General features: G+C 65.5%; 13 protein-coding genes and 1 pseudogene. 8 read left to right on the top strand and 6 right to left on the bottom strand.

Annotation, left to right across the window (positions count from 1 at the left end; translation table 11 throughout):
• Nucleotides 1-61: 61 nt before the first annotated feature.
• Complete coding sequence (locus PX653_RS19765) at nucleotides 62-1195, bottom strand: hypothetical protein (protein WP_277414447.1); 1134 nt, start codon at nucleotides 1193-1195, stop codon at nucleotides 62-64.
• 271 nt (nucleotides 1196-1466) lie between these two features.
• On the opposite strand from PX653_RS19765, the gene PX653_RS19770 reads away from it, so the two are divergent.
• From PX653_RS19770 to PX653_RS19785, 4 genes and pseudogenes are all read left to right on the top strand, one after another.
• Nucleotides 1467-1736 carry a GlsB/YeaQ/YmgE family stress response membrane protein gene (locus PX653_RS19770; RefSeq protein WP_107144349.1) on the top strand — a complete coding sequence of 90 codons (270 nt, stop codon included), beginning with the start codon at nucleotides 1467-1469 and terminating at the stop codon, nucleotides 1734-1736.
• 223 nt (nucleotides 1737-1959) lie between these two features.
• Entirely contained in the window at nucleotides 1960-4116 is a 2157-nt protein-coding gene (locus PX653_RS19775) for a S46 family peptidase (RefSeq protein ID WP_277414448.1), read from the top strand.
• A 456-nt stretch (nucleotides 4117-4572) separates the two neighbouring features.
• Nucleotides 4573-4813: pseudogene (locus PX653_RS19780) on the top strand (NAD(P)H-dependent oxidoreductase); the annotation flags it as partial.
• An 81-nt stretch (nucleotides 4814-4894) separates the two neighbouring features.
• Nucleotides 4895-5458 (top strand): NADPH-dependent FMN reductase, encoded by a 564-nt coding sequence (locus PX653_RS19785; protein ID WP_277418613.1) that lies wholly within the window; start codon nucleotides 4895-4897, stop codon nucleotides 5456-5458.
• Nucleotides 5459-5463: 5 nt separating this feature from the next.
• Here the strand turns inward: PX653_RS19785 and PX653_RS19790 are convergent, their stop codons facing one another.
• Entirely contained in the window at nucleotides 5464-6012 is a 549-nt protein-coding gene (locus PX653_RS19790; RefSeq protein ID WP_277414449.1) for a glutathione peroxidase, read from the bottom strand.
• Nucleotides 6013-6072: 60 nt separating this feature from the next.
• Nucleotides 6073-6996, bottom strand: coding sequence for an MBL fold metallo-hydrolase (locus PX653_RS19795; protein WP_277414450.1), 924 nt, complete (start codon nucleotides 6994-6996; stop codon nucleotides 6073-6075).
• A 193-nt stretch (nucleotides 6997-7189) separates the two neighbouring features.
• Between PX653_RS19795 and PX653_RS19800 the strand changes: the two genes are divergently transcribed.
• On the top strand, nucleotides 7190-8866 hold the full coding sequence (locus PX653_RS19800; RefSeq protein WP_277414451.1) for a M14 family zinc carboxypeptidase: 1677 nt from the start codon (nucleotides 7190-7192) through the stop codon (nucleotides 8864-8866).
• Nucleotides 8867-8900: 34 nt separating this feature from the next.
• Nucleotides 8901-11078, top strand: a complete 2178-nt coding sequence (locus tag PX653_RS19805; protein WP_277414452.1) for an FUSC family protein — start codon at nucleotides 8901-8903, stop codon at nucleotides 11076-11078.
• Between the two features lie 12 nt (nucleotides 11079-11090).
• Here PX653_RS19805 and PX653_RS19810 read toward each other — a convergent pair whose 3' ends face one another.
• Entirely contained in the window at nucleotides 11091-11339 is a 249-nt protein-coding gene (locus PX653_RS19810; RefSeq protein ID WP_277414453.1) for a hypothetical protein, read from the bottom strand.
• 116 nt (nucleotides 11340-11455) lie between these two features.
• Here PX653_RS19810 and PX653_RS19815 point away from each other — a divergent pair, with 116 nt between their 5' ends.
• A complete protein-coding gene (locus PX653_RS19815; protein WP_277418614.1) occupies nucleotides 11456-11788 on the top strand; it encodes a YkgJ family cysteine cluster protein in 333 nt (110 codons plus the stop codon).
• A gap of 200 nt (nucleotides 11789-11988) precedes the next feature.
• A complete protein-coding gene (locus PX653_RS19820) occupies nucleotides 11989-12234 on the top strand; it encodes a hypothetical protein (protein WP_277414454.1) in 246 nt (81 codons plus the stop codon).
• Between the two features lie 31 nt (nucleotides 12235-12265).
• Here the strand turns inward: PX653_RS19820 and PX653_RS19825 are convergent, their stop codons facing one another.
• Both PX653_RS19825 and PX653_RS19830 read right to left on the bottom strand, forming a co-directional pair.
• Nucleotides 12266-12862, bottom strand: a complete 597-nt coding sequence (locus PX653_RS19825; RefSeq protein WP_277414455.1) for a hypothetical protein — start codon at nucleotides 12860-12862, stop codon at nucleotides 12266-12268.
• A gap of 3 nt (nucleotides 12863-12865) precedes the next feature.
• Complete coding sequence (locus tag PX653_RS19830) at nucleotides 12866-14230, bottom strand: Gfo/Idh/MocA family protein (protein ID WP_277414456.1); 1365 nt, start codon at nucleotides 14228-14230, stop codon at nucleotides 12866-12868.
• Nucleotides 14231-14244 lie beyond the last annotated feature (14 nt).

A 14244-nucleotide genomic window follows, 5' to 3' on the forward strand; every position in this document is an offset into this window, starting at 1 on the left:
CCTCCAGAAAAAAGAGCCCGCAGAAGCGGGCTCAAGGCAGATAAAGAAGAACGGAATCGGTTTACTTGCCGTCGCGGTCCCAGTCACCCGGCAGCGCGCGTTCCACCTTGTCCCAGGCGGAACGGGAAGCATGCTTGGCTTCGTCCCAGGTCAGGCGGGAATTGCCCTTGGTACGCTCCCAATCGTTGCGCAGCGACGATTCGTTGGCGTCCCAATTGCCGCGGTAGTTGGCACGGCTGTTGTAGCCCAGCGAATAGGCTGGATCGTAGTCGTCGTACTGGTAAGCCGGGTTGTAGTACGACTCGTTGCGGAAGTTGTTCTCCCAGTAGACTTTTTCGTCCGCCGGGTTGACCAGGCCGCCGACGCCCTTGCCGGCCATGCCGCCCGCCAGCGCGCCGATGGCACCGCCGGCTGCCATGCCGACCGGACCGCCCGCCGCGCCCAGGGCCATGCCGGCCATCGCGCCGCCACCCGCACCCACGCCGGTAGCCATGTGGTGGTCGGACAGGTCGTCACCGCTCTTCGGATTGACCACTTCGGCCGCGCCCTTGCCGGCCAGGCCGCCCGCGATGCCGCCGACGACGGCACCTGCCGCCATGCCGACCGGACCGCCCGGGGTACCCGCCGCCATGCCGGCCATCGCACCGCCGGCCGCGCCGACGCCGGTGCCGATCACGTGCTGGCCGGCGCTGTCTTTCCAGCTCGACTCGATGTGGGCCGCGTCTTCATCGGAACGGGCGTTCACGCCCATCACGATGCCGCCGTTCTTCAGGCCTTCCTCGTAGTGCTTGACGCGCTCTTCCGGAATGCCCGCGCCGATCAGGGCGCCCAGCAGGCCCCCCGTCACGCCACCCGCGCCAGCACCAGCCAGCGCAGCCGCCAGCGGTCCGGCCACAACGACGCCCAGGCCCGGCAGGACCAGCGTCGTGCCCACGGCTGCCACGGCGGCCAGCGCCGCGCCGATGGCACCGCCCACGCCGGCACCGATGCCCGCGCCTTCGGCAGCCTTGCTGCCCAGTTCAGTTTCCGTGCCATCCGTGCCGAAGTGGCGTTTGCGCGTGTCGTCCGACATCAGCACGTTGACGTCGTCTTTGCCGTAGCCGCGCGAGGTTACATGCTGGTAAGCACGCTCCGCGCTCTCACGGTCGTTGAACAGGCCGGTAACCAGGCGGGAATTTTTCGTCTCGTTATTCATATGGTGTTCCTTTCTAGGTGGCTGTAAATGCAACGCCACGATACCCCGCACAACACCCTCCATCTGTTCGTTTGCGCACCCAGGCGCAGCTCTTCCAACCAGGCATTATTTACCCGTGGAATCAATGACATACGTGCGCTTTTGCAACCCTGTGCAACTTCGCCTGTTCGTTCGCTGGCGCACGGACCGGGCTTGTCACGACGCCTACACTTTTTCGTACGGCAGGGCTGAATGCCCGGTCTTTCTAGTTAACGATATAAGGGGAATGAGCATGAACTTTATTATCTGGATTGTGATCGGTGGCATTATTGGCTGGCTGGCCAGCCTGGTGATGAAAACGGACGCCCAACAAGGGATGTTCCTGAATGTGGTTGTCGGTATCGTCGGCGCTCTGCTCGGCGGCTGGCTGCTCTCGCCGCTGTTCGGCACGGGCACCATCAATAGCGATGACTTCAGCCCGATGTCATTGCTCGTTTCCTTCCTGGGCGCCGTGATCCTGCTGGCCATTGTCAATCTGGTCTTCCGCGGACGAGCGCGCTAAGCGAAGCACTACCCTGCACCCCGCAATACCGGAAAAGCCAACGCTGCGGCGTTGGCTTTTTCACGTCCTGCCGCCCCGCTCCTTGCTGCACTGCATCATGACGCAGCCGAATTTCCTTCAGTTTCCAGCCAACATTTTGAGATTGACGAAGAGGCACGTCGTGCGGATACTTCGGAGCGCCGCGACCGCGTCGGCCGCCCACTCCACTACTTTTGACAACCGCATGAAAAAATCACTTCTCGCGCTCGCCGTCCTATCCGCCACCTCCGCCCATGCGGACGAGGGCATGTGGATGCCCCAGCAATTGCCCCAGATCGCCAAGCAGCTCAAGGCCGCCGGCCTGAAACTGGACCCTGCCACCCTGACGAAGCTGACCGAATTCCCGGCCGGCGCCATCGTCAGCCTGGGCGGCTGCTCGGCATCGTTCGTGTCGCCGCAAGGCCTGGTCGTCACCAACCACCACTGCGTGTACGACAGCGTGGCACAGAACTCCACGCCGGAACGCGACCTGCTGGCCAATGGCTTTGTGGCGCGCTCGCTGGGCGAGGAAGTGCCGGCCGCACCGGGCTCGCGCGTCTTCGTCACGAAGGAAGTGCTGAACGTGACGGACAAGGTGGTGACGCCGGACGTGGCCAAGCTGTCCGGCAAGGCACGCAGCGACGCCATCGAGAAGAACCAGAAGGCGCTGATCGCCGCATGCGAGAAGGATGCCGGCCACCGCTGCACCGTGCCATCGTTCTACGGCGGCCTGGAGTTCTACCAGATCAAGCAGCTGGAAATCCGCGACGTGCGCCTGGTGCACGTACCGCCGTCCGGCGTGGGCAAGTTCGGCGGCGACACCGACAACTGGATGTGGCCGCGCCACACGGGCGACTATGGCTTCTATCGCGCCTACGTCAGCAAGGACGGCAAGGCCGCCGATTTCAGCAAGGATAACGTGCCATACGTGCCGCAGCACTTCCTGAAGCTGGCCAAGGAAGGCGTCAAGGAGGGCGACTTCGTCATGGCCATGGGCTATCCGGGCCGCACCAACCGCCACCGCCTGCCGTCCGAAGTGCAGTTCACCTTTGACTGGCTGTACCCGGCGTTCGTCAAGGCATCCGGCGAGACGCTGGCCATCATCGACCGCGAGACCAAGGACAACAAGGACACGGCCCTGAAATACGCCGGCCAGGTCGCCAGCATCAACAACTACTACAAGAACCGCCAGGGCATGCTGGACTCGTATGCGGGCAGCGACTTCCTGGCCCGCAAGACGGCCCAGCACGAAGAGCTGAAGGCCTGGGTCAACGCCGACGCCAAGCGCCGCGCCGAATTCGCCGCCGACATCGCCAAGGTCGAGCACCTGATCGCCGAACGCGACGCCGCCACCAAGGCCAACTTCAACTTCGGCTACGCCCAGCCGAAGCTGCTGTCGACCGCCGCCATGCTGTACCGCCTGGCCGTCGAGTCGCAGAAGCCGGACGCCGAACGCAAGGCCGGCTACCAGACCCGCGACCTGCCGCGCATCAAGGCCCGTGTCGCCTCGCTGGTACGCACCTATGATGCGAAGGTCGACAAGGCCATCGCCCTGCACCACCTGAAGCACTACCTGGCGCAGCCAGCCGCCGAGCAGAAGACCGCCTTCAACGCGGCGCTGGGCATCAAGCCGGGCATGAGCGAAGCGGAACTGTCCGCCGCGCTGGACAAGCTGTACGCCGGCAGCAAGCTGGGGAACGACGCCGACCGCAGCGCCTGGCTGGACAAGAAGCCGGCCGACTTCCAGGCCAGCAATGACGCCTTCATCAAGGCCGCCGTCGCCACGTTCGACAGCTTCATGAAGGACGAAGCGGAAGAGGAAGAACTGGGCGGCAAGCTGCAGCAGGCATACGGCAGCTACATGAAAGCCAAGATCGCCTTCATGAAGAGCCGTGGCCAGGCCGTCTACCCGGACGCCAACAGCACGCTGCGCGTCACCTACGGCAACATCGCCGGCCGCCCGACGGGCGCCGACGGCACCACGTGGACCGCGTTCACGACCGTCAACGGCGTGGCCGCCAAGGCGACGGGCAAGGGCGAATTCAACGCACCGCAGGCGCAGCTGGCCGCCATCAAGGCCAAGGACTTCGGCAAGTTCGTCGATCCGAAGCTGAAAACGGTGCCGGTGAACTTCCTGGCCACGCTGGACATCACCGGCGGCAACTCCGGTTCGGCCGCGCTGAACGCCAAGGGCGAACTGATCGGCCTGGCCTTCGACGGCACGCTGGACTCGATCATTTCCGACTGGGACTTCAACAAGGCCAACACGCGCGACATCCAGGTCGACCTGCGCTACATGCTGTGGAACATGAAGCACGTCGACAAGGCCGACAACCTGCTGAAGGAAATGGGCGCCGAATAAGGCCTGCTGCTCCAGAAAGCCACGCCCTCGGGCGTGGCTTTTTTTCGCCCGCGCCGCCCAAATCGGGGACAGCCTCCGATTCTCTCGAAGATCGTCAATCGGGGACAGCCTCCCGCTAATAGGGGACAGCCTCCTCTTCGCTAATAGGGGACAGCCTCCTCTTCGTTTAGCTTCGGCGGCAATTGAGCAATTGGAGGCTGTCCCCGATTTCCGACTACCCCACCAAATCGGGGACAGCCTCCGATTTCCTCGAAGGTCGCCAATCGCGGACAGCCTCCCGCTAATCGGGGACAGCCTCCTGTTCGTTTAGCTTCGGCGGCAATTGGGCAATTGGAGGCTGTCCCCGATTTCGCCGCCATTGCGGAATCGGAGGCTGTCCCCGATTAACGCGGTGAACGATTCGCGCACCAGGACGATAGCGCTGCATCATGGCAGCATGGCAGCACGGCAGCACGGCAGCACGGCATCCTGTACTACCCCGGCTTCGACGTGCTGCCGCCGTTCGTGGTGTACCGCACCGGCCTGGTCGACGAAGCGCGCTACGGCGCTCTTGGCGCCGAGCTGGGCCAGCGCCTCGACGAGCTGTGGACCATGCCGCCGATCCCGTTCCGCCGCCAAAGGGGGCTACGCGATTCCGGCGTTGACGCTGAAGGAGGACGTGGCGCCCGGCCTGACGGGCTTCGCGGCGCATCGCACCTGGCGCCAGCCGCGTGCGGCATGCTTTGGCTGCACGGGGTACATTGGGTCCTCCTACAATCACGTTGAGAAAGGCCCTCCCATGACCAAGAAAATCGCTGTCCTGATCGGCAGCCTGCGCAAGGAATCGCTGACCCGCAAATACGCCCACGCCATTGCCGCCGTGCTGCCGCCGTCGCTGCCGTGCGAGTTCGTCGAGCTGGGCGACCTGCCGCTGTACAACCAGGACCTGGACGATGCGGGCACGCCGCCGGCCGCCTGGACGGCCTTTCGCGACACGCTGCGCGCCGCCGACGGCGTGCTGTTCGTGACTCCCGAGTACAACCGCTCGATTCCCGGCGCGCTGAAGAACGCCATCGACGTGGGTTCGCGCCCTTGGGGCCACAGCATCTGGAACAGGAAGCCTTCGGCTGTCGTCTCGCAGTCGCCCGGCGCCATCGGCGGATTCGGCGCCAACCACCACGTGCGCCAGACCATGGTGGCCCTGAATTCGCCCGTGATGGCGGGGCCGGAAATGTACATCGGCGGCGCCGCCAAGCTCCTGGCCGACGATGGCACCGTCAATAACGACCAGACCAAGGAACTGCTGGCATCGTTCGGCGCCGCTTACGAGCGCTGGGTGCAGGCCAACGTCAAGCCGGCCTGAGCTCGTTACGCTTTCGCCAGCTCCGCATCGATCGCCGCCGCCAGTCGTGGGTCGTCGGCGCTGACGTCTGGCGCGAAGCGGGCCGCGACCGTGCCGTCGCGGCCGATCAGGAATTTCTCGAAGTTCCACAGCACGTCGTCCGGTTTCGCGGCCTGGATGCCGTACTGCGTCAGCTTTTCGCGGAACGGTCCATCGCCTTCGGCCACCGGCCGCGCCGCCGTCAGCGCCGTGTACAGTGGATGCTGGTCCGGCCCCACGACGGAGATTTTCGAGAACAGCGGGAAGGTCACGTCGTAGTTGAGCGAGCAGAAGGAACTGATCTCCGCATCCGTGCCCGGCTCCTGCTGCTTGAAGTTATTGGCGGGGAAGCCCAGCACTTCCAGGCCTTGCCCGCGCTTGTGCCGGTACAGCTTTTCCAGCCCTTCGTATTGCGGCGTCAGCCCGCATTTCGACGCGACGTTCACCACCAGCAGCACCTTGCCCCGGTGGCTGGCCAGCGTGTCCGCACTGCCGTCGATGCGTTGCAGCGGGATGTCGAGGAGAGAGTTGCTCATGCGGCGGTCCTTTCAGGGAAAGAGGTTCATCTTAGCCTTCTTTCGCAACGACCGCAGGCCTCACTTGCGCGGCTCGAAACGGTACGACTCGCCGTGCTTCAGGTAACTGACCTTGTCGGCCAGCCCGGCCTCCTCGACCGCCTGCTGGAAATCCGACAGGGGCGACTTGAACACCGTGTAGTCGTTGTAATGGATGGGAATCGCCCGCTGCGGGGCGATCAGGCGCAGCATCTTCACGCCCTCCTTGGCATCCATCGTCACGGTCACGATACCCAGCAGGCGCGTGCCGCCCAGGTGCAGCAGCGCCAGGTCGATGCCGGGAAAGCGGCGCGGGATGTCCTCGATGTCGTCGTACACCATCGTGTCGCCGCTGACGTACAGGCGATAGCGGGAGCCGCCACCGCCCAGGTCGAGCATCGTACCCATCACGGTCGGCAGGAACGGCACCACGGCCAGCGGGCCATGGCGGCCCGGCATGGCCGTCAGCCGCAACGTGGCCGTGCCTTTCGTCACCTGCAGCGCTTCCCACGTCTGCAGGCCGAACACCTTGCGAAAACCCATATTGCGCAATTGGCCCGCAGCGGTGGGCGTCGTAACGATGGGAATATCGCGGTTCAGCTTTTCCTGCACGGTGCGGTCGAAGTGGTCGTCGTGCAGGTGCGACAGCAACACCAGGTCGATGGGCGGCAGCGCGCCGAATTCGATGGCGGGATTGGTCAGCCGTTCCGACGTCAGGCCATAGCCCAGGTGCGCATGGTCGCCCTTGTGCAGGAAGTTCGGGTCCGTCATGATCGTCATGCCTTGCCAGCGGATCAGCACCGTGGCGGTGCCGATGAACTGGACCGAGTCCTCGCGGGACGCCGGGGCGATCGCGGCAGGCAGCGCCAGCGAATGGCGCGGCGGGGTGTCGGCCTGCTGGGCCATGGCGCGCCCACCGACCGCCAGCAGCAGCAGGGTCTCGAGCAACAAAATCAGGCGTTTCATCGGGCCTCCCGCATCAGGTCGAAAACGTCACTAATACCACGCTCCGGCCCCGGCCGGCAGCACGTTTCCGGACGGTTCGCCCGCCAGGCCGATAGTGCTCCAGTGCTACAATCGCGCTCTGACCGCCTACCCGGCGGGATGTCCCCTTCCTTGCTCCTGAGATCCAGACATGCACCCAGACTCGCACCCAGAAATGCTCACGCCCTACGAACAGGGCAACCGGAACCAGACCACGCTGTGGGCCGATTGCATCGCCTTCTACGAAACGCTGGCACGGCGCTTCCCCAGCGTCCTGAAGTTCGAGCAGGCCGGGGTGTCCGACGGCGGCATCCCGCTGCACGTGGGCATCGTCAGCGCGGACGGCGTGTTCGACCGCGAGCAGATCAAGCGGGCCGGACGCACGGTCTTCTTCAACAACAACGGCATCCACCCGGGCGAACCGGAAGGCATCGACGCCTGCATGGCCATCGTGCGCGACCTGTGCTTCGACCCGGCCCGCCTGGCCGCGCTGGGCGACACGGTGCTGCTGTTCGTCCCCGTCTACAACGTGGACGGCTGCCTGAACCGCGCCAGTACGTCGCGCCCGAACCAGGACGGGCCCGAGCTGTTCGGCTTCCGCGGCAACAGCCGGCACCTGGACCTGAACCGCGACTTCGTCAAGTGCGACACGCTCAACGCGCGCTTCTTCAACCAGCTGATCACGGCCTGGGACCCGGACGTGATGGTCGATACGCACACGTCCAACGGCGCCGACTACACGTACACGATGACCTTGATCCATACGCAGGCGGATAAGCTGGGCAGCGGCCTGGGGCCCTTCCTGCGTTCCACCATGCTGCCGCACATCTTCAGCGAGATGGCGGCACGCGGCTGGCCCACCTGCCCGTACGTCAATCCGATCCAGGAGACGCCGGACGACGGCATCGTCGAATTCCTCGAAGTGCCGCGCTTCTCGACCGGCTTCACGGCGCTGCACAACATCATCGGCTTCATGCCGGAGACGCACATGCTCAAGCCCTACCGCGACCGCTACGAATCGATGCGCACGCTGCTGGACGTGACGCGCGAGTTCACGATCGCCCACGGCGCACGGATCCGCGCCCTGCGCGCCCAGGCCAGGGCCGACCAGCGCCGCCAGAAGGAATGGCCGGTGACGTGGAAGATGGACGAGGCGAATCCAACCACGTTCCGCTTCAAGGGCTACGAGGCGCGCCGCCATGCGAGCGTGCTGGGCAACTATACCCGCCTGTCGTACGACCGCAGCAAGCCGTACGAGAAAGACATCCCGTACTACAGCAACTTCGTGGCCGACACGGTTGTGACGGTGCCGAAGGCCTATGTGGTGCCGCAGGCCTGGCGCGAAGTGATCGAGCGGCTGCAGTGGAACGGCGTGGCGATGACGCGCATCGAGGCCCCGACCACCGTCACCGCGCAGTACTACCACATCGGCGAACTGTCCACGCGCGCGACGGCCTACGAGGGCCACATGTTCCACGACGACGTGCAGGTCGAACGGCGCACCGGCACCTTCACGCTGGCCGCCGGCGACTGGTACATCCCGCTGGACCAGGACAACGCCCGCTACGCCGTCGAGACGCTGGAACCGCAAGGCCACGACAGCTTCTTCCGCTGGGGCTTCTTCAACTCGGTCCTGGAACGCAAGGAAGCGATTTCCGACTACGTGTTCGAGGACCTGGCGGTGGAGCTGCTGGAGGCGGAACCGGACCTGGAAACGCGGTTCGAGGCATGGAAGGCGGCCAATCCGGACCTGCTGTCCAACCAGGACGCGGTACTGCACTTCATCCTGCACCACTGCGCCCGCCACGTGGAGCCGGAATGGCGCCGTTATCCGGTCCTGGCGATCGCGTGACATGGCGGTCTCACGTGACAGCCAGCATCAGCCGATGCACTATGCCTTAAACCCGCGCACGTTTTTTTATAGTCATTACTTCCACCTGGGCCTGCGCTTCGGCGCTGGCCTGATCGGCATCATCTGGCTGACGCTGGCCCTGGCGGACATGCCGACCGCGCTGTCGGTCGGCATCGGCGCCCTGTGCACGGCGCTGATGGACCTGCCCAGCCCACTGCGCCACAAGTTCAACGAGATGCTGGCGTCGGTCCTGCTGTGCAGCTTCGTCACCCTCGTGGTGAGCCTGTGCGCACCGTACTTCGGCCTGTTGATCGTCGTGCTGGTACTGCTCAGTTTCTTTGCCAGCATGATGGTCGTCTATGGCAAGAAGTCCATGCCGCTGCAGCTGGCGACCCTGTTCATCATGACGATGTCGATGGAGCACCACCTGACGCCGCGGCAGGCGCTCGTGCACGTGGCACTGTTCACGCTGGGCGGCCTGGCCTACCTGGCCTACGCGATGGGTGTGTCGTACCTGGCGCGCCACCGCATCAAGCAGCAGGTGCTGGCCGAGGCGCTGTTCGAACTGGCGGCGTACATCGACATCAAGGCCGACTTCTACGACACGCGCTACAACCTGACGGAGCAGTTCAACAAGCTGGTGCGCCACCAGGCGCTGCTGGCCGACCGCCAGCAGGCTTCGCGCGACCTGATCCTGCGCGCGCACCAGAACCGCAAGGATGCCGTCGTCGTGCAGGTGCACGTGTGCATGCTGGACCTGTACGAATTGATCCTGTCGACGCATACCGATTATGCGCAGTTGCGCGTGCACCTGGTCGACACCCCGGCCCTGAAGTCGCTGCACGACCTGGCGTTCAAGGCGGCGCGCGACATCGAGTCGGTGGCGTATGCCGTCACGCGCAAGCGCGCGTCGTATGCGGCCATCAGCTACGCGCCGGAGCTGGACGCCATCGAGGCCGAGCTGGCGCGGCTGCAGCGCGAGATCGACGCCGGCAAGCCGCAGCAGGAAGCACTGGCCGTGCTGCGCGCCCAGCGCAACAAGGTGCGTGCCATCATCAACATGATCGGCGAGCTGCACGTGGCAAGCCAGAAGGCCTACGACAGCACGCCGTTCTGGATCGACGCGGACATGCAACCGTTCCTGTCGCAGCAGAAGTACGAGCTGCAGGTGATGCTGTCGCACTTTCGCATGGACTCGCCGATCTTCCGCTTTTCGCTGCGGGTGGCGATGGCGATCGCCGTCGGCCTGGCGATCGGCACCCTGCTGCCCTATGCTGCGCACAGCTACTGGATCATCCTCACCATCGTCATCATCCTGCGGCCCAGCTTTTCGATGACGAAGCAGCGCCGCGGCGACCGCATCGTCGGCACCGTGATCGGCTGCGTCATCACGGCCGTCATCCTGAAATGGTTCGACTATCCGGCCGTGACGCTGACGGTACTGATCGTCGCCACCGTGGCCACGCCCACGTTCGTCTACCTGCGCTACCGCTACACGGCCATTGCGGTGTCGATCATGATCCTCCTGCAGATGCACCTGGCGGCCGGCGGCGGCGACAACGTCATTACGGAACGGCTGATCGACACCTTCATCGGCGCGGCGGTCGCCACGGTGTTCAGCTTCGTGCTGGCCAGCTGGGAATACCAGACGCTCCCCAAGCTGATCCAGCAGGTGCTGGCGGCGAACCTGCGCTACATGGAGGCCAGCTTCGAGCTGCTGCAGGGGAAGTGCCGCAACGACTTCCCCTACCGCATCCAGCGCAAGGGCCTGATGGACAGCCTGGCCGGGCTGTCGGCCGCACTGGTGCGGATGCTGGACGAGCCGGCCAGCAAGCAGCGCGCGGTGGAAGACATCAACCTGTTCATCGTGCAGAACTACCTGCTGGTGGCGCACGTGGCGGCGCTGCGTGCCATCCTGCGCCGCCATGTGAAGGACATCCCGGCACGCGAGGTCAACGCGATGCTGGCGACCAGCCATGCGCAAGTGAACCGCACGCTGACGGCCGCGCTGGCGCGGCACGGCGTGACGGTCACGCTGCCCGCGACGGCAAGCGCCGCCACGACCGAACCGCCGGAAGCAGGTTCGGGCACAGGTTCGGTTGCCTGGCCGGGCTGGCCCGTCGTGCAGCGCCGCATCCGCCTGCTGCAGGCCGATGCCGAGAAAATCATCGTGCACAGCGAAGCGATCGAGCGCAACGTCGTGCAGGCCTAGCGCGGGCGCAACTCACGGCAGCGATGCCGCGACCAGCGCCTGCCACCCGGCGAAGGAGCCGGCCGGCCAGTGGTTGCCGACGCTGAGCCGGCTGGCATCGTACGGCCGGGCGACGCCGCCGAACCAGTTGATCCACCGGCCGCCGCCTGGCCCGGGCACACGGGCCAGCGGCACGTCGAATTCCTTGATGACGAACTGCGTGCCGGCGGGGAAGTCATCCGCCTGCGGCACCCGCCGCGTCGCCTGCCCTGCCTCGTCCATCGCCCCCTCCTCAAACTGTTATCGAGCTGCTATCATCGTCGGCTCCACGTATCGCACCGAAGCCAGGACCGAAGCCGAACTCTACGCCCTACCCGGAGCCCGAACCGATGCCCGACATGTCCAGCGCCGACATCTGCCAGGCGTGCGGCGCCTGCTGCGCGCATTACCGTGTGTCCTTCTATTGGGGCGAAAGCGACGCCCACCCCGGCGGCAGCGTGCCGCAGCGCCTGACCATCCCCATCACGCCCTATCGCAGCGCCATGCGCGGTACCGAGCGGACACCCGTCCGCTGCGTGGCACTGGACGGCGAAGTCGGCCAGCACGTCGGCTGCACCATCTACCCGCAGCGCTCGAGCACCTGCCGCGAGTTCACCGCCGGCACACCGGAATGCGACAAGGCGCGTGGCGCGTATGGTCTGGCCCCACTGGCAGAGCTCGTGGCAGCGTAGCGCCGGCGTTATACCGCTTGCTTATGGCGTGATATAGAATTTTCCAATGGGAAATAATCCTATGTCGTAGTGAAATATGATGTGTGAATGCCGACCATCATAAATCAAAAGTTTTCTTATGACTGACCCGGGCCTATACTGCACTGCATCAAAGGTCAAAACGCGAACTACCCGTGATCGGGTCTCATAAGGAGTCTGCCATGTCCACCGCCATCGTCACCACCCAAGCCACCGGCGGCTACCTCGACAACGTCGGCCGCGCCGCGCTGAACTTCCTGCGTGCCCTGTTTGCCGCCGCCCCTGCCACCGCCGCTACCTCGCACGGCTGCGCGTCGCAAGCGAGCCTGATGCGCGACCGCGCCGGCCTGCTGCGTTTCGCCCAGCAATTCGACGAGCTGCAGCCCAGCCAGGCCGCTGAGCTGCGCAACCTGGCCGGCCGCGACTGACCAGGACCTTGCCGCGCCGGTCGGCGCGGCGCTAAGGCCCGGCCGGGTCCTCGTGCAGGACGTAGGTCTTGCCATCCCAGTACAGGACAGCGTCCACCGCCTCCGTACCCAGCAGGACGCCTTCGCCGCGCAGCCGCCGCACCGGTACCTGCAGCGCCTTGACTTCCTTCGACTGCCTCGTGACACGCCGCAGGTCGCCCGCGCCGTCGGCGTGGCGCAGGACCAGGATGGGCGAACTGCCATCGAGCAGCAGCTTTTCGTACCGCGACCACTCCCCGGCGCCGGCGCCAGCCGTCGAATGCAGGGCAAGCAATTGCAGGCGGCCCTTCTCGCCATCCCTGTCATGGAACGGGTAGGTGACCTTGACGCCGGCAGCAGCCGGCACCTTGGCCACCAGGACTTTCACCACCATCAGCAGATCCGGCTTGCCATCGCCATTGAAGTCGCCCGCCACGCAGTGGCTGTCGCGGCGCACCGGCTCGAGCAGGCCCGCCACCCCCTGGGCTACCTGTGGCAATGCCTGCTTGCAGGCGTCACGGCTTGCCGTGTCGACGTTCGCCGCCTGCGCGGCCAGTGCGACGCCGCAGGCCGCGATTGCGGCGCAACCGCGATGGTAGAGGTCTCGCATCGCTCAGAACCGCTCGTCGAATCCGAACACCGGCTTGCGCCCGCGCCACTGGCCGCGGGTAAAGTCCGGAAAGTCGATTGTCTGCGAACCCTGCGCAATGGATGCCTCGGACAGCGGCGTGATCGCGCTCCACGTCACGGCATCGTAGATATCGATCGGCATGGGTGCCGCGGCCTTCAGTGCTTCGACAAAGGCGTGGACGACGAAGAAGTCCATGCCGCCATGCCCGGCACCCTCGGCCTGCGCCCCGTGCTTGCTCCACAGCGGGTGGTCGTACTTGTCCTGCCAGGCCCGGAAATCGTCCCACTGGTGCGGCTTGCTCTGCCCTTCCACATACACGCTGTGGTTCACGTCCATCCACAATCCCTTTGTTCCCTGCACCCGGAAGCCCAGCGAGTACGGGCGCGGCAGCGACGTATCGTGCTGCAGCAGGATCGTTTCGCCGTTCTCCGTGGCCAGCGTGGTAGTGACGACGTCGCCCAGGCTGAAATTCGCCTTGGCGTTGGGGTGGTCGGCGCCACCTTCCTTGACGACGTACTCGTGCAGGCCGCGTGCCTTGGTGGCGAAGCTGTTGATGCGCGTGAAGCGGTTGCCGCGGTTGATGTTGGTGTACATCGCGCACGGGCCGATGCCGTGGCTGGGATACAGCTCGCCGTTGCGCCGCACGGAGTGGTCGGTCCGCCAGCGCGCCTCGGAGAACCCCTTGGCGCCGAACTCGACGCCGCCGCCGTAAGGTTTGGCCGGGTCACCGCCGTTGAACTTCACGGCGCGCAGGTCGTGCTGGTAGCCGCCTTGCAGGTGCACCAGTTCGCCGAAGACGCCGGCGCGCACCATGCGCAGCACGGCCAGTACATCGCGCCGGTAGCACACGTTCTCCAGCAGCATGTACGGCGTGCCGGTGGCCAGTTGCGTATCCAGCACGTCCCAGTGGTCCTGCAGCGTGATGCCGGCCACGACCTCGCAGCCGACCGGCACCTTGGCCCGCATCGCCGCGATGGCCATCGGTGCGTGCCATTCCCATGGCGTGGCGATGATGACGCCGTCGAGGGCGCGGCTGTCCAGCATGCGCTGGTACGCTTGCGGATCGCGGTCCTCTCCGAACGTACGGGGCCGCTTGTTGCCCAGCTTGTCGGCCAGCGCCAGCGCGCGGCCCAGCATGACCGGATCGATGTCGCACAGCGCGACCACTTCCACGTCGTCCCGGCGCAGCAGCTCGCGCAGCAGCACTTGGCCGCGCATGCCGGTGCCGATCATGCCGATACGCAGCCGTTGGCGACCGGGCGCACCGAAAGCGCTCGGCAGCACCAGGCTGCCGGCCAGCGCCACGCCGGCCTGGATGAATCCTCGTCGATTGAGTGCTTGGCTCATATTGTCTCGAATAT

It is taken from the genome of Pseudoduganella chitinolytica (assembly GCF_029028125.1).
Classification (GTDB): Bacteria; Pseudomonadota; Gammaproteobacteria; order Burkholderiales; family Burkholderiaceae_D; genus Rugamonas; species Rugamonas chitinolytica.

What these genes read in the sequence shown, in the direction of transcription:
- PX653_RS19765 (WP_277414447.1), bottom strand. Translation starts at nt 1,195, where the DNA reads ATGAATAACGAGACGAAAAATTCCCGCCTGGTTACCGGCCTGTTCAAC.
- PX653_RS19770 (WP_107144349.1), top strand. Translation starts at nt 1,467, where the DNA reads ATGAACTTTATTATCTGGATTGTGATCGGTGGCATTATTGGCTGGCTG.
- PX653_RS19775 (WP_277414448.1), top strand. Translation starts at nt 1,960, where the DNA reads ATGAAAAAATCACTTCTCGCGCTCGCCGTCCTATCCGCCACCTCCGCC.
- PX653_RS19785 (WP_277418613.1), top strand. Translation starts at nt 4,895, where the DNA reads ATGACCAAGAAAATCGCTGTCCTGATCGGCAGCCTGCGCAAGGAATCG.
- PX653_RS19790 (WP_277414449.1), bottom strand. Translation starts at nt 6,012, where the DNA reads ATGAGCAACTCTCTCCTCGACATCCCGCTGCAACGCATCGACGGCAGT.
- PX653_RS19795 (WP_277414450.1), bottom strand. Translation starts at nt 6,996, where the DNA reads ATGAAACGCCTGATTTTGTTGCTCGAGACCCTGCTGCTGCTGGCGGTC.
- PX653_RS19800 (WP_277414451.1), top strand. Translation starts at nt 7,190, where the DNA reads ATGCTCACGCCCTACGAACAGGGCAACCGGAACCAGACCACGCTGTGG.
- PX653_RS19805 (WP_277414452.1), top strand. Translation starts at nt 8,901, where the DNA reads ATGCACTATGCCTTAAACCCGCGCACGTTTTTTTATAGTCATTACTTC.
- PX653_RS19810 (WP_277414453.1), bottom strand. Translation starts at nt 11,339, where the DNA reads ATGGACGAGGCAGGGCAGGCGACGCGGCGGGTGCCGCAGGCGGATGAC.
- PX653_RS19815 (WP_277418614.1), top strand. Translation starts at nt 11,456, where the DNA reads ATGTCCAGCGCCGACATCTGCCAGGCGTGCGGCGCCTGCTGCGCGCAT.
- PX653_RS19820 (WP_277414454.1), top strand. Translation starts at nt 11,989, where the DNA reads ATGTCCACCGCCATCGTCACCACCCAAGCCACCGGCGGCTACCTCGAC.
- PX653_RS19825 (WP_277414455.1), bottom strand. Translation starts at nt 12,862, where the DNA reads ATGCGAGACCTCTACCATCGCGGTTGCGCCGCAATCGCGGCCTGCGGC.
- PX653_RS19830 (WP_277414456.1), bottom strand. Translation starts at nt 14,230, where the DNA reads ATGAGCCAAGCACTCAATCGACGAGGATTCATCCAGGCCGGCGTGGCG.